We start from the raw sequence: 21,264 nt of genomic DNA, 5'->3' as shown, positions 1-21,264 counted from the left end.
AGCGCCTACGTAGGCGGGCTCACGGCGGCTAGCTGAGCACGCCGACGACGGCGCCGATCAGGCATGTCGTCAGCGTCCCCGAGACAACCGACTTGAGGCCGAGCGCGGCGATTTCGTCGCGCCGCTCCGGTGCCATCGTGCCAAGTCCGCCGATCATGATCCCGAGGCTGGCGAAATTGGCGAAACCGCACAGCGCATAAAGCATGATCAGCCGCGAGCGCGGATCGAATGTGGTGGGCGGCAGCTTTGACAGCTCCACATAGGCGATCAGTTCGTTGAGGATGGTCTTGATGCCCATCAGGCTGCCTGCGGTCATCGCCTGATCCCACGGCAGGCCCATCAGCCAGCACACCGGCGCCATCACGATGCCGAGCATGCGCTGCAGCGTGATGGCGGCGCCGCCGACATTCGGCAGCAGGCCGAGCGCGGCGTTGGTGAGATAGACCAGCGCCACCAGCACCAGCAGCAGCGCGACGATGTTGAGCAGCAGCTCAAGTCCCGCGACCGTGCCCCTGACGATGGCGTCCATGGTGCCGGAGGCGGTGGCGGTGGGATTTTCCAGCGCGCCGCCGGTCCGCCTGTCGGCGGTTTCGGGCACCATGATCAGGCTGATCACGATGGCCGCCGGCGCACCGAGCACCGAGGCGATGACGAAATGCGCCGGTGCGTCCGGGATCAGCGGCGCCAGCAGCGTGGCATAGAGCACCAGCACGGTGCCGGCGATCCCCGCCATGCCGCCGGTCATCACCAGAAACAGCTCGCTGCGCGTAAGCTGGGCGAGATACGGCCGGATGAACAAGGGCGTCTCGACCATGCCGAGAAAGATATTGGCGGCGGTCGACAATCCGACCGCACCGCCGACGCCGAGCGTGCGTTCCAACAGCCACGCCATGCCGCGCACGATTGGCGGCAGCACACGCCAATAGAATAGCAGCGTGGTCAGAACGCTCATGACCAGCACGATCGGCAGCGCCTGCAGCGCGAGGATGAAATCCGACCCCGGCGTCTTGGGATCGAACGGCAGCACGCCGCCGCCGAGATAGCCGAACACGAAGGAGGTGCCGGCGCGCGTCGCCGACGAGATTACGTTGACAGCGTTGTTGATGGCACCGAAGGCGTGCGCGACGATCGGCAGCTTGAGCAGGATGACGGCGGTGAGAAATGTGGCGACAAGGCCGATGGTGGCCTGCCTGAGCGACACCGCGCGGCGGTTCTCACCCAGCACCCATGCGAGCATGAGCAGCGCGAACACGCCGAACGCCGATTGCAATTGCAGCATGACACCCCCGAAGCCGCAACGATTATGGCCGCAGCGGCCTCAGGTGTGCAATGGCAAGGCCGGCTGAGGCCTAACCGCGCCCGACGAACGGCATCTTGGTCGCCATCACGGTCATGAACAGCACGTTGGCGTCGAGCGGCAGGCCGGCCATGTAGGCGACCGCGTCGCCGACGGCCTTGGCGTCCATGCGCGGCTCCTGCTTGGAGGTGCCGTCGGGCTGCAGCACGCCGGGGCCGTTGACCATGCGGTCGGTCATCGGTGTGGCGGCATTGCCGATGTCGATCTGGCCGACCGCGATGTCATAGGCACGGCCGTCGAGGTTGGTGGCCTTGGTGAGGCCGGTGATGGCGTGCTTGGTCGAGGTGTAGGCCGCCGACAACGGTCGCGGCGCATGCGCGGAGATCGAGCCGTTGTTGATGATGCGGCCGCCATGCGGAGTCTGGTCCTTCATGATGCGGAAGGCGTGCTGGGTGCACAGGAACGGTCCGGTGAGGTTGGTGTTCACCACCGCCTGCCAATGGGCGAAGCCGAGATCTTCGAACGGTACGGCCGGTGCGCCCATGCCGGCATTGTTGAACAGCAGGTCGAGCCGGCCGTAAGTGTCCCTGATTTTGGCGAACAGCACCGCGATCGAGGTGGGGTCCGCCATGTCGGCGGTGACCGGCAGGCTCTGGCCGCCCTCGGCTTCGCCGAGCTTTTGTGTTTCCTGCAGCAATTCCAGGCGGCGCCCGGCGAGCACGACGGTGAAGCCGATCTTCATCAGCGCGAGCGAGGCGGCGCGGCCGACGCCGGTGCCGGCACCGGTCACGAGTGCAATCTTGTGGGTCATAGTGTCTTCCCTTATCGTTTTTTCTGGATTAGTTCGCGGCGCATGAAGCGGGCCTGCGCATCGTAGCTGCGCAATTGCCCGTCGAGCTCGGGATCGACGACGATATCAAAACCCTGCCGGCGCCAAAAATGAACCGAATTGTTGACGGCAACAAGCGTCATGTTCGGTAACTGCAACGCGCTCGCGTGAGCCGCAAGCGTCGCGACGATCGCGGCGGCCGCGCCGGATTTTCGTGAGGCGGGAAGCAGTGCCAGATCATGGATATAATAGGTCGAGGCGGCCGTGGCTGGATGGCGGAGGACCGCGTTCAGCTGCGGCGGCTGTCCATCGTACCAGGGATGGCTGAGCACGTACCCGACCGCGCCGGCGTCGCCATGCAGCGTGAAGCAGCCGGCCGGATGCAGCGCCAGGCGATCGGCAAACACCGCAGCCTCTTCCGGAAAGTCCGGATGAATGACATCGGCCAACGCCAGCACGGCCGGCAGGTCGGCCGCCGTCATCGCGCGCCAGTGCGACGTGGTTACCGGCGTCAATGCGTTCAGCCTTCCTTCTTGTAGGGCGGGCGCGGGATGTTGTGGTGCGCCTGGCGCAACGCGGCCGACCAGCGCGACCGCAGGTCGTGGAAATAGGGCTCGCCGGCCTCGATGCGATGGTTGAGGTCGGCCTCGCAGGTGTCGGTGCGCACGACCAGCACGTCGATCGGCATGCCGACGCCGATGTTGGAGCGCATCGTCGAATCCATCGAGATCAGGCTGGTCTTCAGCGCCTCATAGAGTTCGACCTCGTAATGCACGGCGCGGTCGAGCACCGGCTTGCCATATTTGTGCTCGCCGATCTGCAGATAGGGCGTATCGGTGGTGCATTCGATGAAGTTGCCGGCCGGGTAGATCATGAACATCCGCATCTTGCCGCCCTTGATCTGACCGCCGAACAGGAACGAGACGTTGAACTTGATTTCCTCGGCCTCCAGCGCCTCGCCTTCAGTGGCGTTGACATGGCGGATGGCACGGCCGATCCGCTGCGCGGCCTGGAACATGGTCGGCGCATTGAGCAGCGTCTCGTGCTCGCCGGTCTTGGGATTCTCGAACCCCTCGCTGAGCGTGGACAGCACCGACTGGCTGATCGCCAGGTTGCCCGCAGAGGCCACCGCCATCACGCGGTCGCCGGGCTGGTCGAAGATGTGCAGCTTGCGGAAGGTCGAGACGTTGTCGAGCCCGGCATTGGTGCGCGTGTCGGCGATCATCACCAACCCGTCCCGCACCAGGATTCCGCAACAATAGGTCATCGAATGTCCTTGCCCGACCAGAGGGTCGACAGAACACTGATAGGTCATTCAGACGGCGCGTAAAACCCCGGAATGCTGGCTTCCTTCCGCTTTACGGCGTCCCGAGCCGCGCGAAATCCCGATCCAGCTCGGCGAGCGCGCCGTCGATGCGCTGCCGCCTTGCCTGGATCCATTGATCCTGCTCGGCCAGCGACTGCTTCGCTTCGGCCACCATCCGCGCCATCTCGGCGGGCTGCGGCCCGCCGGCGGTCGCGCGATGGCGGATGATCGCCACGGGGTCCAGGGCTGCGCGGAATTCCGCCTCGCTCAAGGGCAGTTCGCCGCCGGCCACCTTCATCTCCGTCAGCGTCGTGGAAAAGATCCGCCGGGCCTCCTGATAGGGGAAATCGCTCGGTCGGATGTCGTGCGCCTTTGCGTAGTCGACGACCTCGGAGGCGAAATGATGCCCGACGCGGAACGGCAGCTTGTACTGCCGCATCAGCACGTCGGCCACTTCCTGGGATGCGGTCCAGTCGCTGTTAAGTTCTTCCAGCGCGCGCTCCGGATTGACCGCGAGGGCGCCGAGGATGCGGTCCCAGCCGGCCAGCACGCGCGTGGCGCCGCCGACCACTACGGCATTGTCACCGACGTTCTTGGCATCGTTCATGCCCGGCGGGATGTTGTGCGCCTGGATGGCGCGACCGATCCCCAGCGATACGACGCTGGATGCTTGCCCGCGCACGTCGTTCAGCAGCCCGGGATTGCGCTTCTGCGGCATGGCGCTGGAGACATAGGTGTTGCCGCCGCCTTCCTGCAGCAGAATCCAAGGGCGCGGCTGGGCGTATTGCACCATGACGTCCTGGATGTAGGCGCCGGCGTGGAGGGCGATCGCGGTGGTCACCGCGCCGAGCTCGACCGGGATCTCGGTGGCCGAGATCTGCGCGGCGTCATAGGCGTTGTCCACGGTCGCGGCAAAGCCGAGGTAGTTGGCCATGCGGGGGCGGTTGAGCGGCCAGCTCGTCCCGTTCAGCACGGTTGTGCCCATCGGCGAACGGTCAAGCCGGGCGTAGAACTGGCGCAGCCGCTCGGCATCGCGCTGCAGGCCCGCCACATGGCCGAGCAGGTAGTGCCCGTAGCTGTTGGGCTGGGCAGCGACGCCATTGGTGTAATTGGGAACGATTGTTCCGGCGTGCTTTTCGGCGAGCGCCACCATGGTGGCTGTCGTCTTGCGCAGCTGTTCGGCCAGCGTCAGCACTTCGTCGCGAATGATGGCGGCGCGCACCGTGGCCAGCATGTCCTGACTGGAACGGCCGGCATGCAGCAGCGTCGCCTCGACGCCGGCAGCCTCGATCAGCAACGGCTCGAAGGTGATGACCAGGGTGGGCCGCTTGCCGCCCGGCTTCTCGCCAGCGTGCAGCACCGTGCGCAGGCCGGCCGCGATGCGCGGCGCCACCGCGCGATCCAGCAGGCCTTCGTCGGTATTGATGACGGCGCTGGCCTTGTTGATCTCGCCCAGCCAGAAGAACTCGTCACGCCTGGGTCCGGATTGTGCCTCGGCCCCGACAGTTGTGAGCGAGATCAATAGTGCTCCAAGGCAGATTGCCGTCTTCTGCATGTTTCCTCGCTTGTGACGGCACTTGGGCGCGCCGTTCATGCGACAGTCGCGACTCCCGGCGCGGCTGCGCCCAGGCATCGATCAACCGTCAGGTTAACGATTGTATCAAGACTGGCTCTGCCACTGTCCCTGTCGGCCGGCCTGATCGACCTTGACGGAGACCATCAGGGTTTCCATGCCGCCGCCATAGCGGGTGCCGCGCACCGGGGCGGCGCCGAGATAATCCAGGCCGATGGCGACGCGGGCATGCGCGTCGGTGGTGCAGATCGCATTCGCCGGATCGAAGCCGACCCAGCCCAGATCGGGCACAAAGGCTTCCGCCCAGGCGTGGCCGGCCTGCTGCTCGACCATGCCGTCGCTGCGCAGAAAATGCCCGGCGACGAAGCGGCAGGGTACGCCGCCGGTGCGGGCGCAGGCGATGAAGATGTGGGCGTAATCCTGGCAGACGCCGCGCTTGCCGGTGAAGGCCTCGATCGCCGAGGTGCCGGTATTGGTGGGGTCGCCGTCGAACGTCATGTGCTCGTTGATCGCCATCATCAGCGCGTGCAGGTAACCCAGCACGTCGGTGTCGGGCTGCGGATCGAGCTCGCGGGCGAAGGCGGCCATCGCCGGGTTGGCCTTGGTGAGGCTGGTCTGGCGCAGGAAGAAGCTCGGCGGAAAGCGCTCGTCGGTACCCTTCAATACGCCGCCGGTGTCCTGGGTTTCGATCAGGCCTTCGCAATGGATGGTCAGGTCGGCGATCGGCCCGTGCGTCAGCACGTGGGTGACGTTGCCGTAAGCGTCTTCATGCAGGTCGAGCCGCGAATCGGTGGAGACGTCGATCTGCCATTCCGCGACGTATTGACCGTCATGGCTGCCCGGCGTCATGCGCAGGATCTGTATCACGCCCGATGCCGGCGGCTCGTAGCGATAGGTCGTCGTATGGGCGATACGCAGGCGCATGATGTTTACTCGTCATTCCGGGGCGAGAGCGCGAAGCGCGATCGAACCCGGAATCTGCATTGATCTATTTGCTCGGGATTCCGGGCTCGCGGTCGGCTGGCGCCGCCCGCGCCCCGGAATGACAATCAATCATATCAGATATTGCTTGGCGATGATCTCGCCGAGCCGGCTGTTGTCCGCAATGAATTCCTGGATGAATTCATGCAACCCGTGCTGGAAGATATCGTCCATGTTGCTGTGTTCGAGCCGGTTGCGCACGCCGCGGGCATGGCGCTGCGCGGCGCCCTGGCGGCCGTAGGAGACGCCGATCTGGTCGAGGTTACGTACCAGATTGCCGTAGCAGGAGGCGAGCGAGCGCGGCAGCGTGTCGTTGAGGATCAACAGGTCCGCGATCAGCCAGGGTTTCAGCGTTTCGCGATAGACCCAGTGATAGGCGGTCAGCGCCGATACCGAGCGCAGGATCGATGTCCACTGGTAATAGTCCAGCGGGCCGCCGACGTGTTCTTCTTCGGGCAGTAGCAAGTGATATTTGACGTCCAGGATTCGTGCAGTGTTGTCGGCGCGCTCCAGATGCAGGCCAAGGCGTGAGAACCAGTAGGCATCGTTGCGCAGCATGGTGCGATAGGCCGAGCCATCGAAGCGCAAGGAGGTTTCCTGCACGAAGCGCAGGAAGCGCGCCAGTTGCTCGCGGGTCTTGGCACCATTGCTCCAGATCTCCTGCAGTTCGATCCAGGCACCATTAATGGTGTCCCACATCTCGCCGGTCAGGGCGGTCCGCACCGAGCGCGAATTCAGCCGGGCATTCTCGATGCAGTTGCGGATCGAGGACGGGTTGGCGGTGGAGAAGGAGAGATATTCGACGACGTTCTTCTCGTCGGCTTCCTCGTAGATCTCGTAGAACGCCGCCGAGACGCCGGCGGTGAGCAGGGCCGAATCCCATTCGTTGGTCTGGCCGACATAGGCATTGGGCAGCGCGGTGACGCGCAGCGTCGCCTCGATGGTCCGCGCGAGATATTCGGCGCGTTCGACGTAGCGGGCTAGCCAGTACAGGTTCTCGGCGGTGCGCGACAGCATGCGGGGTAATACTCGTCTGAAATCGGTTTGCGCGTTTGGTGTCGAAGTCGCTCGGTGGGACGAATTACTCGTCGAGAATCCAGGTGTCCTTGGTGCCGCCGCCCTGGCTGGAATTGACCACCAGCGAGCCTTCCTTCAGAGCCACGCGGGTGAGGCCGCCGGGCACGATGGTGACGCGGTCGCGGCCGGTCAGCACGAACGGCCGCAGGTCGACGTGGCGCGGCGCCAGGCCCGAGGCGGTGCAGGTCGGGCAGGTCGACAGCGCCAGCGTCGGCTGGGCGATGAAGCCTTCCGGCTCGCGCTTGAGCTTGTCGCGGAACGCCTCGATGGTCGCCTTGCTGGAGGCAGGTCCGATCAGCATGCCATAGCCGCCGGAACCGTGGACTTCCTTGACGACGAGGTCAGCGAGGTTGTCCAGCACATAAGCGAGGTCCTTCGGCTCGCGGCAGCGCCAGGTCGGCACGTTCTTCAGGATCGGCTCCTCGCCGAGGTAGAATTTCACGATCTCCGGCATGTAGCTGTAGATCGCCTTGTCGTCGGCGATGCCGGTGCCGACGGCATTGGCCAGCGTGACGTTGCCGGCCATATACGCCGACATCAGGCCGGGCACGCCGAGCGCTGAATCCGGGCGGAACGACAAAGGATCGAGGAAGTCGTCGTCGACGCGGCGGTAGATCACGTCGACGCGCTTGAGGCCCTCGGTGGTCCGCATGAACACTTCGTCGTTCTTGACGATCAGGTCGCGGCCCTCGACCAGCTCGACGCCGAGCTTGTCGGCCAGGAATGAGTGTTCGTAATAGGCGGAATTGTAGACGCCGGGCGTCATCAGGGCCACGGTCGGCTCCGAATTGGCGCTATCAGGAGCCACCGAGCGCAGGCAGGACAGCAACTCGTCCGGATATTTCTCGACCGGGGCGACGCGGTGCCGGGCGAACAGGTCGGGGAACAGCCGCATCATGATTTCGCGGTTTTCCAGCATGTAGGACACGCCGGACGGGGTGCGGGCATTGTCCTCCAGCACGAAGAACTCGTCCGGATTGGTGCGGACGATGTCGATGCCGGCGATGTGGACATAGACGTCGTGCGGCACCTGCTGGCCGTTCATTTCCGGGCGAAAGACCTCGTTCTGGAAGATCAAATCGTCCGGGATCAGCCCGGCGCGCAAGATGTCGCGGCCGTGGTAAATGTCGCGCAGGAACATGTTGATGGCGCGGGTGCGTTGCTTCAGGCCTCTTTCCAGCAGCGTCCATTCCTTGCCGGAGATGATCCGCGGGATCACGTCGAACGGAATCAGACGTTCGGTCGATTCGGAATCGCCATAGACGGCAAAGGTAATGCCGATCCGGCGGAACAATAGTTCCGCCTCCTGCCGGCGATATTCCAGGGCGTCTGGCGGCGTCTCCTTCAACCAGCGCGAGAGTTCTGCATAGGCTGGGCGGAGATCGCCGAGCGGGCCATTCATTTCGTCGAACGCAACTGCCATGAATCCTGACTGCTTTTCGAGTTCATGCCGGAGAATGCATGATGAAACAGGATGCTAGCAAGGGCCGGGCCAGCGCGATATGCATTCGAGCTGGGCAATTCGTAGCAGGGCACCAGTGAGGTGCCTGAAAAATCGGCGGGAAGCTGCACGTTTCGGCAGCAAAAGCCCGTGACATCAAGGCCTTGCCTGCGCATGGTCGCGGGGAACGGTGAGGAAATATCGATGAGCGACATAGTCACGGCAGGCATTCTGGTGATCGGCGACGAAATTCTGTCGGGCCGGACCAAGGACAAGAATATCGGTTTTATTGCCGAATACCTGACCAATATCGGCATCGACCTCAAGGAGGTCAGGGTGGTCTCCGACGATGAGCCGGAGATCATTGCCGCGCTCAACGCGCTGCGCCAACGCTATGATTACGTATTCACCACCGGCGGCATCGGGCCGACCCATGACGACATCACCGCCGACGCGGTGGCCAAGGCGTTCGGCGTCAAGATCGACCACCATCCCGAGGTGGTCGCCCGCTTCAAGGAGCGGTTCGGCGACGATCTCAACGAAGCCCGCCTGCGGATGGCGCGAATCCCTGATGGTGCCGACCTGATCCAGAGCGCCACCATCCTGGCGCCGGGGTTCAAGATCGAGAATGTCATCGTGATGGCTGGCGTGCCTTCGATCATGCAGGCGATGATGGACATCGTGTCGCCGAAGTTGAGATCCGGCGTGCGGATGCTGTCAGACACGGTGCGTGCCGACGCCCGCGAAGGCGATCTCGGCGGTCCCCTGGGCGAGATCGCCAAGGCGCATCCGGATGCGATCATCGGCAGCTATCCGTTCATCGACGACGCGCAAAAGCCGAACGTCAATCTGGTGGTGCGCTCGCGCGACCAGGCCAAGTTGGATGCGGCGATGGCGGCGGTGAAAGAGATGCTGGTGGCGCTGCATGCACCGAAGATCGGAAATTGAGGAACTGACATGGCTGAACATCCGGAAATGAGCGCCCAGGAGCGCGCCGGCAAGGCGTTTCCGGTCTCGTGGGATCAATTCCACCGCGACTGCCGGGCGCTGACCTGGCGCCTCAACAGCGCCGGTCCGTTTCATGCGATCATCGCCATCACCCGCGGGGGCCTGGTGCCGGCCGCGATCGTGGCGCGCGAACTTGGCGTCCGCATCATCGATACCGTCTGCATCGCCAGCTATGAGCACACCACGCGTGGCGAACTCCAGGTGCTGAAAGGCATCTCCGCCGATGCGGCAAAGCTCGGCGGCGGCACCGGCAAGGGGCTCTTGATCATCGACGACCTCGTCGATACCGGCAAGACTGCGCGCATCGTGCGCGACATGCTGCCCGACGCCCATTTCGCCACGATCTACGCCAAGCCGATGGGCCGGCCGCTGGTCGACACCTTCATCACCGAAGTGTCGCAGGACACCTGGATCTTCTTTCCGTGGGACCTCGGCCTGTCTTTCCAGCCGCCGATGCGGGACGGCGCGGCGTAAGCCTTTCACCTCTCCCCGTTGGGGAGAGGTCGAGCGGGCGAAGCCCGGTCGGGTGAGGGGGCCTATCGATAGGCCGGTACCCCCTCACCCCAACCCTCACCCCAACGGGGAGAGGGGGCGCAGCAGCGTTTGCCTGATAGTTAGAGTTTCAACTGTCGGCATTGCGGAGTGATTGACCATGCCGCTGCAAAACCGCGTCACGCCGTTTGGCGACATCGTCGCGACACCTGAGCGCGGGATGTTCACCGGCAACCGCGGCATCATCCACGATCCCTCAACAAAAACGCTGCTCAATAAACGCTGGAGCAATCCGGCGTGGATCACCTGCGTCTGTGAGTTCCGCGGCCGCCGCCGCGAGGTGATGGCGACGCGAAGCTGGACCGAGCTGTTCTTCCTCGACGAGGCCACCGCGCTCGCCGCCGGCCACCGTCCGTGCTTTTATTGCCGCCGCGACGAGGCGAATGCGTTCCGCGCTGCATGGGAAGAGGGCAACGGCATCAGCCGCGTGCGGGCGAGCGAGATCGATGCGGTGCTGCATGTGGAGCGATTGGATGGCCGCAAGAAGCGATTGCATGCGCTGCCATGTGCGATCGACGCGTTGCCCGACGGCGCGATGCTGGCTATGAACGGCGAAATTTACATGATCTTGCAGGGCAGGCAGCTGCGATGGACATTCGTCGGCTATCATGCCGTTGACATCAAACTGGTTGATGCACCTCTGTTGACGCCGCCGTCGACGCTGAAAGCGCTTCGCGCCGGCTATCGCCCGCTGCTGCATGCGAGCGCGCAACCATAGAACTCGTCATTCCGGGGCGCGGACGGCGTGAGCCGGCCGCGAACCCGGAATCCCGAACTGTTTTGAACATGCCGAGGTTCCGGGTTCGCTCGCGCTGGTGCGCTCGCGCCCCGGAACGACAGTCTGGGGCTTACCCCAACCGCTCCCGCGCGAGCTTCGCGCCCGCACCCAGCGCACGCAGCTTCGCTTCCGCGATGTCGCGATGCATCGGCGCCATGCCGCAATTGGTCGTGGCGACGATGTTCGCCTTCGGCACATGCTTCATCACCGCCTCGATGGTGGCCACCACATCCCCCGGCGTCTCGACCGCGTCGCTGGCGACGTCGATGACGCCGGCCTGCACGATCTTGCCCTTCAGCAGGGACAGCAATTCCAGCGGCACCCGCGAGTTGCGGCATTCGATCGCGACCTGCTGGATCGGACTGGCGTCAATCGCCGGAAAGATCTGCTCGTACTGCCGCCACTCGCTGCCCAGCGTGTCCTTCCAGTCGGTATTGGCCTTGATGCCGTAGCCGTAGCAGATGTGCACGGCGGTCTGGCAGGTCAGTCCCTGGGCCGCGCGCTCCAGCGCCTTGACGCCCCAGTCGGCCGCTTCGTCCATGAACACGTTGAAGGCCGGCTCGTCGAACTGGATCATGTCGACGCCGTCGGCCTGCAGCGCCAGCGCTTCCTGGTTGAGCAGCTCGGCGAAGGCGAAGGCCATTTTCACGCGGTCGCCGTAGTAACTGTCCGAGAGCGTATCGATGATGGTCATCGGACCGGGCAGGGTGAACTTCAACTTGTTCTTGGTATGCGCGCGCGCCGCCTGTGCTTCGAAGGCATGGACGCGGCCCTTCAGTTGCAAGGGCGCGACCACCTGCGGCACCATCGCCTTGTAGCGGTCCTTGCGGATGCCCATCTCGACCTTGTTGGCGAAGTCGATGCCACCGACCTTTTCCAGGAAGCCATGGACGAAATGCTGCCGCGCCTGCTCGCCTTCGGTGACGATGTCGATGCCGGCGTCCTCCTGCACCTTGACCGCCAGCAGGGTCGCGTCGCGCTTGGCGCGCGCCAGTTCGTCACCGGAAGAACGCCAGGTCGGCCACAGCTTGTTGGGCTCGGCCAGCCATTCGGGCTTCGGCAGCGAGCCGGCGATCGTGGTCGGGAACAGCATGGCGTCTCCTCATGGTTTCTATTTGCCACCTATCTGCCATGTCCAGCCCGGCGCGTATAGGCATTGGCGCGCCGGCCAAGCGGCGCTAGGATCGATGAAAACAAGATGGGGAAACCATGATCGACCTGCATTACGCACCGACGCCGAACGGCTGGAAGATCTCCATCATGCTGGAGGAATGCGGGCTGCCCTATACGTTGGTGCCGATGCAGCTCGGCCGCGGCGACCAGCTCCAGCCGGAATTTCTCAAGCTCAGTCCCAACGGCCGGATGCCGGCGATAACAGACCATGCGCCCGCCGACGGCGGCGATGCGGTGAGCATTTTCGAGAGCGGGGCGATCCTGATCTATCTGGCGGAAAAAACCGGCCGTTTCCTGCCGACCGATTTGCGCGGGCGCCTCGAGGTGCTGCAATGGCTGATGTGGCAGATGGCCGGGCTCGGCCCGATGCTCGGCCAGAACGGCCACTTCCTGCTCTATGCGCCGGAGAAGATTCCCTATGCGATCGATCGCTACACGCGCGAGGCAAAGCGATTGTACGGCGTCCTGGACGCGCATCTCGAGGGCCGGGACTATATCGCGGCGGACTATTCCATCGCCGACATGGCGTGTTTTCCCTGGATCATGACCCACAAGGCGCAGAGCCTGACGCTGGACGACTATCCGAACATCAAGCGCTGGTACGCGGGTTTGCGTGCGCGGCCGGCGCTGCAGGCGGGCCTCGCGGTCGGCAAGCAGGCGCGGCAGCCGATGGACGAGCAAGCGCGCAAGATCATGTTCGGCGTCGACGCGCCGGCGCACGCGCAGCAGCAGCAATCTTAGCTGTCATTCCGGGGCGCATCGCGCGCGAGCGCGACGGCGAACCCGGAATCCCGAGATGTTTTGAACACGTCGAGATTCCGGGTTCGCGTTCGGCTGACGCCGCCCGCGCCCCGGAATGACAACACCGAGGAAACCCCGATGATCGAATTCTTCTTCGACTGCTCCAGTCCCTGGACCTATCTCGCGTTCCACAATATCCAGCCGTTGGCCAAAGAGTTCGGTGAGGACATCGTCTGGCGCCCGATCCTGGTGGGCGGCATCTTCAATTCCGTCAATCCAACCGTCTATGAATCCCGCAAGACGCCGGTGCCGGCCAAGGCGCGCTACATGAAGAAGGACCTCGCCGATTGGGCGCGCTCGTCGGGTCTGGCGATCAAGATGCCGCCCACGGTGTTTCCGGTGAACAGCGTCAAAGCGATGCGCGGCTGCATCTTCATGGCACCGGACATGGTGCCGTTTGCAAAGGCGGTATTCGAGGCCTATTGGGCCGACGACCGCGACATTTCGCAGGACGAAGTGCTCGGCGACATCTGCACGCGCGTGGGAATCGATCCCGCCAAATTCTTCGTCGGTATTGCGGATCAGGCGATCAAGGATCAGCTCAAGGCCAATACCGACGAGGTGATCGCGCGTGGCGGCTTCGGTTCGCCGACGATCTATCTCGACAAGACGGATATGTACTTCGGCAATGACCGGCTGCCGCTGATCCGCGAGGCGCTGCAGCGCCGACGCGCCGGCGCATCAGGCTCTGAAAGCGCCGCTTGATGCCGAGAGCCGTCGTTTGCCGCGCGCTCGGTCCGCCCCAAGATTTGCGCATTGAGGAATTTACCTCGTCGCCATTGCAGGGCGGGCAGGTTCGCGTCGCGGTGCGCGCTGCCGGCATTAACTTTCCGGACATCCTGATGACGGCCGGCGCGTATCAGCTCAAGCCGGATCTGCCGTTCACGCCGGGCATGGAAGCGGCGGGCGATGTCAGTGAGGTGTCTGGCGACGTCACCGGCGTGAAGCCCGGCGATCGCGTCATCGTCAAGCTGCGCCATGGCGGCTATGCCGATCAGGTGATCGCGACCCCGTCGCAAATCACGCCGCTGCCATCGACTTTTGATTATGCGGAAGGCGCCACGTTTCTTGCCGCCCATGGTACGGCCTATCATGCGCTGGTCGATCGCGCCCAGATAGGGCCAGGCGAAGTCTTGTTGGTCCACGGCGCGGGCGGCGGCGTCGGTCTCGCCGCAGTGGAGATAGGCAGGCTGCTTGGCGCAACGGTCATTGCGGCTGCTTCATCGGAGGACAAGCTCGCGGTCGCGAGGACGCGTGGATCGGATCACAGCGTGCTCTACGGCATTGAGCCGTTTCGCGATGCCGTGAAGCGGATCACCGGTGGCCGCGGCGTCGATGTGGTGTTCGATCCGGTCGGCGGCGAGGTGTTCGAGCAGAGCGTGCGCTGCATCAACTGGGGCGCGCGGCTGCTGGTGATCGGCTTCACCGGCGGGATCGGCATGGCGAAGACCAATCTGGTGCTGATCAAGGGCGCCAGCGTGCTCGGCGTGCGCGCCGGCGAGGCCGCGCGGCGCAATCCGGCAGTGGGCGAGGCACGCATCAAGGCGCTGCTGCAATGGGCGGAGCAGGGCAAGGTTCGGCCCAACGTCTCGCATCGGCTGCCACTGGAAGATGTGGCGCATGCGATGCGGCTGCTGATGAATCGCAAGGCGATCGGGCGCGTGGCGCTGATGATGTGAACGCTCGTCGTTCCGGGGCGCGAGCGCACCAGCGCGCGCGAACCCGGAACCTCTACATGGGACGATGAGCATCCCGGGATTCCGGGTTCGCTCGGGCTGCGCCCTCGCGCCCCGGAACGACAGGCGAGGGCTACTTGTATTCCCGCTCTTCCCACCACGGGAAATAGTCGGGCATGTCCGTGCTGACCTTGTTCCTGAAGTCCGCCGGGCGCTTCTCCAGAAACGCGATCACGCCTTCCTTGACGTCCTCGGAACGACCTCGTGCATAGATGCCGCGGCTGTCGATCTTGTGGGCCTCCATCGGATCGTCGGCGCCCATCATGCGCCACATCATCTGGCGGATCAGCGCCACGGACACCGGCGCCGTCTTGTCGATGAACGTTCGCGCCAGCGCGCGCGCCGTCGGCAGCAACTCGTCGGGCGGCACCACCTGGCTGACGAGGCGGCCTTCGAGGGCTTCGGCGGCGGGAAACACCCGGCCGGAAAAACACCATTCCAGCGCCTGCGAAATGCCGACCAGCCGCGGCAGGAACCAGCTCGAGGCGGCTTCCGGCACGATGCCGCGCTGCGAGAACACGAAGCCGAAGCGGGCATTCTCCGAGGCGATGCGGATGTCCATCGCCAGCTGCATGGTGGCGCCGATGCCGACCGCGGGGCCGTTGACCGCGGCAATCACCGGTTTCAGGCATTTGAAGATGCGCAACGTGACCTGGCCGCCGCCATCGCGCACTTTGTCGTCGCTGTAATCGACGCTGCCGTCGGCATGGCGTTTGACGGGGCCTTTGCGGGCATCACGGTCGAACGTGTCGGCGCCGGACGACAGATCCGCGCCGGCGCAAAAACCGCGGCCGGCGCCGGTAACGATGATGGCGCGGACGTTGTCGTCGGCGTCGGCGGCATCGAACGCCGCGATCAGCTCGGCCTGCATGGTGGCATTGTAGGCGTTGAGTTTGTCCGGCCGGTTCAGCGTGATGGTGAGGATCTGGTCGGCGACGTCATAGAGAATGGTCTCATAGGCCATGCTGGTTTCGCTCCCGGTATATTTTTGTTTTTAGTTTGTCATTCCGGAGCGCGAGGGCGAAGTCCGGGCGAACCCGGAATCCCGAGATGTTTTGCGTTGAACATGTCGAGATTCCGGGTTCGCTCGCGCTGGTGCGCTCGCGCCCCGGAATGACAGCTTGGGAAGAGTTGTAGCAGACGACGGGTGATGTGCCAGCCGCGTGCGACCTGGTCGCAGGCGGCGAGCTGGCAAGCGCGGCGGCGCTGCGATCGTACAGTGCCGCCGTTTGTGCAGGTCGCCAGCCTTAGACCGCGACCGGCAGCCGGGTTTCGATCAGGCGGGCGAACATGCTGGCGCCGATCGGCAGGATCTTGTCGTCGAGATAATAGCCGGGATTGTGCACCGGCACCGAGCCTTCCTGGCCGAGCCAGAAATACGCGCCGGGCACCGCCTGCAGCATGTCGGCAAAATCTTCCGAACCCATCTTCGGCCGCACCTTGGTGAAGACGTTGTCGTCGCCGACGATGGTGCGCGCGACCTCCTCGATTGCCTTGGCCTGTTCTTCCTGGTTGATCAGCACGCTGAAGCCGTCGCGGATATCGACCTTGATCTCGACATCGAAGGCGGTCGCCATGCCGGCGGCCAACGTACGCATCCGCTCGCGGATCTGCAGGCGGATCTTCTCGTCGAAGGTTCGCACGGTGCCGCACAGTTTGGCGTCGCCGGGGATCACGTTGTAGGCTGAGCCGGAGTGAATCTGGGTGATCGACAGCACCGCCGACTTCAGCGGATCGACATTGCGGCTGACGATGGTCTGCATGGCCTGGCCGAGGGTCATCGCGATGACCACCGGATCCTTGGAGCGCTCCGGCATCGCGCCATGCGCGCCGTAGCCGGTGATGGTGATGTCGAAGAAGTCGGCGGCGGCCATGCCGGGGCCGGGGAAGATCGCGATCTCGCCGTGGTTCATATCGGGCGCGTTGTGCAGGCCATAAATCTCGTCGCAAGGAAACTTGTCGAACAGCCCGTCCTTGATCATCGCGCGCGCGCCGCCGAGGCCTTCTTCGGCGGGCTGGAAGATGAAGTGCACGGTGCCGTCGAAATTGCGGGTCTCGGCGAGGTAGCGCGCGGTACCGAGCAGCATGGTGGTGTGGCCGTCATGGCCGCAGCCGTGGAAGCGGCCGGGAATCGTCGAGCGCCATTTCAGGTTGGTGTTTTCTTCCATTGGCAGCGCGTCCATGTCGGCGCGCAGGCCGATGCGCTTGGTGCCGGAGCCGTTGCCGCGGAGCACGCCGACGACGCCGGTGGTGCCGAGGCCGCGGTGCACCTCGACGCCCCAGCTCTCGAGCTTCTCGGCGACGATGCCGGAGGTGCGGACTTCCTCGAAGCCGATCTCCGGATGCGCGTGCAGGTCGCGGCGGATCGCGGTGAGTTCGTCGGCGAAACCTTCGATGCGGTCGAGTGTGGGCATGGGACTATCCGTTTGCAGGCGCGAGGGCGGGCGAGGGGGTGGTCGGCGTAAAGGGCTGGCCGTTGGGCTTGAGACGAATGCCCGGACGCAACCGGGTCCACGGCAGCACCGAGGTATCCGCCGGCATCGCGCCTGGCGCGGCGCAGATCAGCAGGGAGCCTGCGATCGGCTCGAAATCGGCGCGGAAATGCACCGAACTCTTGTTGACCAGGATGGATTCGGTGGTCGGCTCGATGCCGACGAAGCGGTACATCGCCTGGTCGGCGAGCTGCGCCTTGTGCGAGGAGATCACGACGCGGACATCGTCGATGCGCAGGCAGGCCGAGGGGCCCATGTCCATGTCGCGCCCGCCGTAATAGGGACCATTGGCGACGAAGATGCCGTCGGACAGTTTCTCGACCGTGAAGGTCGCTTCATAGGGCGCGTCGCCGGGAATGCCGGACTTGCCGCCGAGCGACAGCGTCACGCTGGCGCCTTCGCCGGCGGCGTGCGCGGCCGCAGCCGAGACGGGATCGTAGATCACGCCGATCGAGGCCTTGGTCGCCTTGTTGCGTACCAAAGCGGCGAGCATGCCGGTGGTGTCGGAATCGCCACCGGCGCCGGGATTGTCCTGGGTGTCGGCGATCACGATCGGCTTGCTCGCCGTCTTCGCCAGTTCCATCGCATGCCGCACGCCTTCGTCGGGCGTGTAGATCCTGCCGTCGAAATCATCCTCGTGGCCGCTGACCAGACGCACCACGGTATCGGCGGCGGCGTCGGCATCGGCTTGCGTCACGCCATAGGCGAACACGCTCGGGCAGCAATGCGGGAAGTCGGCGGCCGGAAAGCCCGGGCAGAACGACAGCGTCGGGACCTGATCGTCCTCGAGGACTGTGAGCATTTCGTAGATGCCCTTGGTCGGCTGGTCGTTGGTGCACTGCCAGCTGATCGGAATCAGGAACGGCAGCTGCCGGAACGCCTTGGCGAACTTGTTGCCGGCGAGCAGCAGGGCCATGTGGCGCGCGGCGGCGCGGCCGGTGTCGGCCATGTCGACATGCGGATAGGTGCGATAGGCGATCAGCGCGTCGGTGTTCTCGACCAGTTCGGGCGAGATGTTGCCATGCAGGTCGAGGCTGACGACGAAGGGGACGTCGGGGCCGATCACGGCGCGGACGCGGGCCGCGATCTCGCTCTCGCCGTCGTCGAGATGTTCGGTGACCATCGCGCCGTGCAGGTCGAGATAGACGGCGTCGAGCGGCAGCGCCGCCTGGATGCCGTCGACCATCTCGGTGACGATGCGCTCATAGGCGTCTTTCGTCACATGCGCCGACGGGCTGGCGCCGCAGGCGATGGTCGGCACCAGCTCCCAGCCGCGCGTCTCCGCGTCCTCGACAAAACCGGCGAGGCCGACATTGATGCCGCGCATCACGCGCAGCACGTCGGAGCCGTGCGTCATCGCCGGCCAGCCGCCGCCGTGTACGAAGGAATCATACGTCGCCTTGGTCGGCGCGAAGGTGTTGGTCTCGTGCAGGAAGCCGCCGACAGCGATACGGGTCATGAATGTCCAATCTAGGTCATCATTCCGGGGCGCAGCAGACGGCGTAGCCGGCTGATGCGAACCCGGAATCTCGGAGTGTTCATCGTCCCACGTCGAGGTTCCGGGTTCGCTCGCGCTGGTGCGCTCACGCCCCGGAATGACAGAGTGGGGTTAGATCGCCGCGGCCACCGACTCGACCGCGACCGGCCGGAAGTTGGCGAAATCCCATCCCCGTCCGGGCGCCGCGTCAAGCAGCTGTCGGGTATAGGCCTGTTGCGGATTTGTGAGGACTTCGCCGGCCGGACCCTGTTCCACCACGACGCCGTGCTGCATCACGGCGACATCGTCACAAATTTGCGCTGCGACGCGCAGATCGTGGGTAATGAACAGGATGCCGATGCCGAGCCGGGTCTGGATGTCGTCGAGCAGCCGCAGCACCTGGGCCTGCACGGATACGTCGAGCGCGGAACACGCCTCGTCCGCCACCAGCACGTCGGGCTCCAGCGCCAGCGCACGCGCGATCGCGATGCGCTGGCGCTGGCCGCCGGAGAACTGGTGCGGATAGCGCGACACGGCGTCGGCCGGCAGATCGACCAGTTCGAGCAGTTCGCGCGCGCGCGCCATCGCGACCTTGTGCGACGTGCCGTAATTGATCGGGCCCTCCGCAATCGATTCGCCGATGGTGATGCGCGGATTGAGCGAGCGGTACGGATCCTGGAAAATGATCTGGATCTTCTTGCGGTGCGGACGCAGCGCGGACCGCGACAGGTCGGAGATCTCGCGGCCGGCGAGGCGGATGCCGCCGGAGGTCGGATCGATCAGCCGCACCAGGCAGCGCGCCACCGTGGACTTGCCGGAGCCGCTCTCGCCGACGATGCCGAGCGTGCGGCCCTTGCGCAGCGTCAGCGTGACGTCCTTGGCGGCCGCGACTTCGCGGGCTTTGCCGAAGAAACCACGCTCGCGATAGACCTTGCCGAGTTCGTTGGCTTCCAGCACGATCGGGTTGAAGCCCGCTTCGACGCGCGCGTGGCGCGGCACCAGGCTCGGCACCGCCTGCAGCAGGTTGCGGGTATATTCCTCCGTCGGCGCGCGCAGGATGCCGTCGAGCGTGCCGGTTTCGACCAGCCGGCCCTGGCGCATCACGGCGACGCGATCGGCGATCTCGGCGACCACGCCCATGTCGTGGGTGATGAACAGCACGGCGGTGCCATGGTCCTTCTGCAAATCGCGCATCAAGGACAGGATCTGCTTCTGCGTGGTGACGTCGAGCGCGGTGGTCGGCTCGTCGGCGATCAGCAGCTTGGGCTCCAGCACCAGGGCCATTGCGATCATGATGCGCTGGCGCTGGCCGCCGGACAGGCGGTGCGGATAGGATTTGAAAATCCGGGTCACGTCGGGCAGGCGGACCTGGTCCATCATGTCGAGGATGCGCTTCTTGCGCGCCGTCGAATTCAGGTCGGTATGGGTGCGCAGCACCTCGTCGATCTGGTTGCCGACCGGGACGACGGGATTGAGCGCCGTCATCGGCTCCTGGAAGATCATCGCCATCGTGGTGGCGCGCAACTGCCGCAGCCGTCGGTCGCTGGCCTGCAATACATCCTCGCCGACCAGCTTGATGCTGCCGCCGGTCGCCTTCAGCGAATCCCGGGGCAGCAGGCCCATCGTCGCCAGCGAAGTCACCGACTTGCCGGAGCCGCTCTCGCCCACCACGCACAGTGTTTCGCCCTGGCGGACCTGCAGCGAGATGCCGTCGATGATCCTTTTGCCTTTGCCGTCCTTGCCGACGCCGACAATGAGATTGTCGACTTCGAGCACCAGCGGGCTGGTGTTGACGGCCTTGCCGAGCTGTTGGGTCAGTTGATCGTTCATCGGTGCGTTCACGTGGTCGTTCACTTGCCGGCCTCCCGCTGCTTCATGCGGGGATCGAGCGCATCGCGCGCCGCGTCGCCGATCAGGTTGACGGAGAGGATCGCGATCGACAGCAGCAGGCCCGGCCAGAAGATCAGCGACGGCTTGATCTGGAAGAAGGCGCGGCCCTCGGCCATGATGTTGCCCCAGGTCGGCGTTTCCGGGCTGATGCCGGCGCCGAGGAACGACAGGATCGCTTCGGTGAGAATGGCGGAGGCCGCGATGTAGGTACCCTGGACGATCAAGGGCGCCACGGTGTTCGGCATCAGATGCCGCCACATGATCTTCGGCAGGCTGGAGCCGAGCGAGATCGCGGCTTCCACATAGGGCTCCTCGCGCGCCGACAGCACGACGGAGCGTACCAGGCGCGCGACGCGCGGGATTTCCGGGATCGTGATCGCGATCATCACGGTGGTCAGGCTGGCGCCGGACAGCGACACCACGGCGATGGCGAGCAGCACGCTCGGCATCGCCATCAAGCCGTCCATCACGCGCATCAGGATGGCATCGACCCATTTGAAGAAGCCGGACACCAGGCCGATCACCAGACCGATGGCGACGCTGATGCCCGCGGCGCCGAGGCCGATCAGGAGCGAGATGCGGCCGCCATAGAGAATGCGCGCCAGCACGTCGCGGCCGTAGGCGTCGGTGCCGAGCAGGTATTTGGAGCTCGACGGCTTCAGCCGCTCTGCCGGCAGCAGCAATTGGGGATCATGCGAGGTCAGCCACGGCGCGAAGATCGCCGACAGGATCACCAGCGCAAGGCATACCGTCGCCACCGCGATGATCGGCGTCGAGGTGAGGAAGCCGAGGGACGGCCCGGCGCGCGTCGGCAGGGCCGTGTTGGGAAGTGTTTCGGTCGCCATTGACGGAT

The 21,264-nt window shown here is 64.9% G+C and carries 20 protein-coding genes; 6 read left to right on the top strand and 14 right to left on the bottom strand.

Annotated features, from left to right (window positions below; all coding sequences use genetic code 11):
- Window positions 1-28 precede the first annotated feature (28 nt).
- The 8 genes from FIU28_RS17875 to FIU28_RS17840 form a co-directional block, all read right to left on the bottom strand.
- Window positions 29-1,279: a NupC/NupG family nucleoside CNT transporter gene (locus FIU28_RS17875; RefSeq protein ID WP_143574541.1), complete on the bottom strand. Its 1,251-nt coding sequence runs from the start codon at window positions 1,277-1,279 to the stop codon at window positions 29-31.
- A gap of 70 nt (window positions 1,280-1,349) precedes the next feature.
- Window positions 1,350-2,108, bottom strand: coding sequence for an SDR family oxidoreductase (locus FIU28_RS17870; RefSeq protein ID WP_143574540.1), 759 nt, complete (start codon window positions 2,106-2,108; stop codon window positions 1,350-1,352).
- Window positions 2,109-2,119: 11 nt separating this feature from the next.
- Window positions 2,120-2,641 (bottom strand): GNAT family N-acetyltransferase, encoded by a 522-nt coding sequence (locus FIU28_RS17865; protein WP_246660725.1) that lies wholly within the window; start codon window positions 2,639-2,641, stop codon window positions 2,120-2,122.
- Between the two features lie 5 nt (window positions 2,642-2,646).
- Window positions 2,647-3,393 carry a proteasome-type protease gene (locus FIU28_RS17860; RefSeq protein ID WP_143574539.1) on the bottom strand — a complete coding sequence of 249 codons (747 nt, stop codon included), beginning with the start codon at window positions 3,391-3,393 and terminating at the stop codon, window positions 2,647-2,649.
- Window positions 3,394-3,484: 91 nt separating this feature from the next.
- Window positions 3,485-4,987, bottom strand: a complete 1,503-nt coding sequence (locus FIU28_RS17855) for an argininosuccinate lyase (protein ID WP_143574538.1) — start codon at window positions 4,985-4,987, stop codon at window positions 3,485-3,487.
- 105 nt (window positions 4,988-5,092) lie between these two features.
- Complete coding sequence (locus FIU28_RS17850; protein WP_143574537.1) at window positions 5,093-5,929, bottom strand: transglutaminase family protein; 837 nt, start codon at window positions 5,927-5,929, stop codon at window positions 5,093-5,095.
- Between the two features lie 129 nt (window positions 5,930-6,058).
- Window positions 6,059-7,003, bottom strand: coding sequence for an alpha-E domain-containing protein (locus tag FIU28_RS17845; RefSeq protein ID WP_143574536.1), 945 nt, complete (start codon window positions 7,001-7,003; stop codon window positions 6,059-6,061).
- 64 nt (window positions 7,004-7,067) lie between these two features.
- Window positions 7,068-8,486 (bottom strand): circularly permuted type 2 ATP-grasp protein, encoded by a 1,419-nt coding sequence (locus FIU28_RS17840; protein WP_143574535.1) that lies wholly within the window; start codon window positions 8,484-8,486, stop codon window positions 7,068-7,070.
- A gap of 222 nt (window positions 8,487-8,708) precedes the next feature.
- On the opposite strand from FIU28_RS17840, the gene FIU28_RS17835 reads away from it, so the two are divergent.
- The 3 genes from FIU28_RS17835 (at window position 8,709) to FIU28_RS17825 (ending at window position 10,782) form a co-directional block, all read left to right on the top strand.
- Window positions 8,709-9,452, top strand: a complete 744-nt coding sequence (locus tag FIU28_RS17835; RefSeq protein WP_143574534.1) for a competence/damage-inducible protein A — start codon at window positions 8,709-8,711, stop codon at window positions 9,450-9,452.
- 9 nt (window positions 9,453-9,461) lie between these two features.
- Window positions 9,462-9,986 carry a xanthine phosphoribosyltransferase gene (gpt, locus tag FIU28_RS17830; RefSeq protein ID WP_143574533.1) on the top strand — a complete coding sequence of 175 codons (525 nt, stop codon included), beginning with the start codon at window positions 9,462-9,464 and terminating at the stop codon, window positions 9,984-9,986.
- Window positions 9,987-10,164: 178 nt separating this feature from the next.
- Complete coding sequence (locus FIU28_RS17825; RefSeq protein ID WP_143574532.1) at window positions 10,165-10,782, top strand: hypothetical protein; 618 nt, start codon at window positions 10,165-10,167, stop codon at window positions 10,780-10,782.
- Window positions 10,783-10,912: 130 nt separating this feature from the next.
- Here FIU28_RS17825 and FIU28_RS17820 read toward each other — a convergent pair whose 3' ends face one another.
- Window positions 10,913-11,935, bottom strand: coding sequence for a methionine synthase (locus FIU28_RS17820; protein WP_143574531.1), 1,023 nt, complete (start codon window positions 11,933-11,935; stop codon window positions 10,913-10,915).
- A 116-nt stretch (window positions 11,936-12,051) separates the two neighbouring features.
- Here FIU28_RS17820 and FIU28_RS17815 point away from each other — a divergent pair, with 116 nt between their 5' ends.
- The 3 genes from FIU28_RS17815 (at window position 12,052) to FIU28_RS17805 (ending at window position 14,495) form a co-directional block, all read left to right on the top strand.
- Window positions 12,052-12,756, top strand: coding sequence for a glutathione S-transferase N-terminal domain-containing protein (locus FIU28_RS17815; RefSeq protein WP_143574530.1), 705 nt, complete (start codon window positions 12,052-12,054; stop codon window positions 12,754-12,756).
- Window positions 12,757-12,894: 138 nt separating this feature from the next.
- Window positions 12,895-13,521 carry a 2-hydroxychromene-2-carboxylate isomerase gene (locus tag FIU28_RS17810; protein WP_143574529.1) on the top strand — a complete coding sequence of 209 codons (627 nt, stop codon included), beginning with the start codon at window positions 12,895-12,897 and terminating at the stop codon, window positions 13,519-13,521.
- A complete protein-coding gene (locus FIU28_RS17805; protein WP_143574528.1) occupies window positions 13,521-14,495 on the top strand; it encodes an NADPH:quinone oxidoreductase family protein in 975 nt (324 codons plus the stop codon). Before FIU28_RS17810 ends, FIU28_RS17805 begins: the two co-directional genes overlap by 1 nt.
- 130 nt (window positions 14,496-14,625) lie before the next feature.
- On the opposite strand, the gene FIU28_RS17800 is transcribed toward FIU28_RS17805, so the two are convergent.
- The 5 genes from FIU28_RS17800 to FIU28_RS17780 all read right to left on the bottom strand — a co-directional run bounded on the left by FIU28_RS17800 (window position 14,626) and on the right by FIU28_RS17780 (window position 21,256).
- Entirely contained in the window at window positions 14,626-15,516 is an 891-nt protein-coding gene (locus tag FIU28_RS17800; RefSeq protein WP_143574527.1) for a crotonase/enoyl-CoA hydratase family protein, read from the bottom strand.
- A gap of 283 nt (window positions 15,517-15,799) precedes the next feature.
- A complete protein-coding gene (locus FIU28_RS17795) occupies window positions 15,800-16,966 on the bottom strand; it encodes a M20 aminoacylase family protein (RefSeq protein WP_143574526.1) in 1,167 nt (388 codons plus the stop codon).
- Window positions 16,967-16,970: 4 nt separating this feature from the next.
- A complete protein-coding gene (locus FIU28_RS17790) occupies window positions 16,971-18,503 on the bottom strand; it encodes a M81 family metallopeptidase (protein ID WP_143574525.1) in 1,533 nt (510 codons plus the stop codon).
- A 150-nt stretch (window positions 18,504-18,653) separates the two neighbouring features.
- Entirely contained in the window at window positions 18,654-20,351 is a 1,698-nt protein-coding gene (locus FIU28_RS17785) for an ABC transporter ATP-binding protein (protein ID WP_143574524.1), read from the bottom strand.
- Between the two features lie 20 nt (window positions 20,352-20,371).
- On the bottom strand, window positions 20,372-21,256 hold the full coding sequence (locus FIU28_RS17780; protein ID WP_143574523.1) for an ABC transporter permease: 885 nt from the start codon (window positions 21,254-21,256) through the stop codon (window positions 20,372-20,374).
- Between the last annotated feature and the right edge of the window lie 8 nt (window positions 21,257-21,264).

The organism is Tardiphaga sp. vice154, from assembly GCF_007018645.1.
Taxonomy (GTDB): Bacteria; Pseudomonadota; Alphaproteobacteria; order Rhizobiales; family Xanthobacteraceae; genus Tardiphaga.
Note: the sequence above shows the minus strand (reverse complement) of the source record. Positions and strands in the feature narration are given on the sequence as shown.

Coding starts and splice junctions, on each gene's coding strand:
- gpt (WP_143574533.1), top strand. CDS start 9,462: ATGGCTGAACATCCGGAAATGAGCGCCCAGGAGCGCGCCGGCAAGGCG.
- FIU28_RS17860 (WP_143574539.1), bottom strand. CDS start 3,393: ATGACCTATTGTTGCGGAATCCTGGTGCGGGACGGGTTGGTGATGATC.
- FIU28_RS17870 (WP_143574540.1), bottom strand. CDS start 2,108: ATGACCCACAAGATTGCACTCGTGACCGGTGCCGGCACCGGCGTCGGC.
- FIU28_RS17795 (WP_143574526.1), bottom strand. CDS start 16,966: ATGCCCACACTCGACCGCATCGAAGGTTTCGCCGACGAACTCACCGCG.
- FIU28_RS17800 (WP_143574527.1), bottom strand. CDS start 15,516: ATGGCCTATGAGACCATTCTCTATGACGTCGCCGACCAGATCCTCACC.
- FIU28_RS17850 (WP_143574537.1), bottom strand. CDS start 5,929: ATGCGCCTGCGTATCGCCCATACGACGACCTATCGCTACGAGCCGCCG.
- FIU28_RS17840 (WP_143574535.1), bottom strand. CDS start 8,486: ATGGCAGTTGCGTTCGACGAAATGAATGGCCCGCTCGGCGATCTCCGC.
- FIU28_RS17835 (WP_143574534.1), top strand. CDS start 8,709: ATGAGCGACATAGTCACGGCAGGCATTCTGGTGATCGGCGACGAAATT.
- FIU28_RS17845 (WP_143574536.1), bottom strand. CDS start 7,003: ATGCTGTCGCGCACCGCCGAGAACCTGTACTGGCTAGCCCGCTACGTC.
- FIU28_RS17825 (WP_143574532.1), top strand. CDS start 10,165: ATGCCGCTGCAAAACCGCGTCACGCCGTTTGGCGACATCGTCGCGACA.
- FIU28_RS17875 (WP_143574541.1), bottom strand. CDS start 1,279: ATGCTGCAATTGCAATCGGCGTTCGGCGTGTTCGCGCTGCTCATGCTC.
- FIU28_RS17780 (WP_143574523.1), bottom strand. CDS start 21,256: ATGGCGACCGAAACACTTCCCAACACGGCCCTGCCGACGCGCGCCGGG.
- FIU28_RS17820 (WP_143574531.1), bottom strand. CDS start 11,935: ATGCTGTTCCCGACCACGATCGCCGGCTCGCTGCCGAAGCCCGAATGG.
- FIU28_RS17810 (WP_143574529.1), top strand. CDS start 12,895: ATGATCGAATTCTTCTTCGACTGCTCCAGTCCCTGGACCTATCTCGCG.
- FIU28_RS17855 (WP_143574538.1), bottom strand. CDS start 4,987: ATGCAGAAGACGGCAATCTGCCTTGGAGCACTATTGATCTCGCTCACA.
- FIU28_RS17785 (WP_143574524.1), bottom strand. CDS start 20,351: ATGAACGATCAACTGACCCAACAGCTCGGCAAGGCCGTCAACACCAGC.
- FIU28_RS17815 (WP_143574530.1), top strand. CDS start 12,052: ATGATCGACCTGCATTACGCACCGACGCCGAACGGCTGGAAGATCTCC.
- FIU28_RS17805 (WP_143574528.1), top strand. CDS start 13,521: ATGCCGAGAGCCGTCGTTTGCCGCGCGCTCGGTCCGCCCCAAGATTTG.
- FIU28_RS17790 (WP_143574525.1), bottom strand. CDS start 18,503: ATGACCCGTATCGCTGTCGGCGGCTTCCTGCACGAGACCAACACCTTC.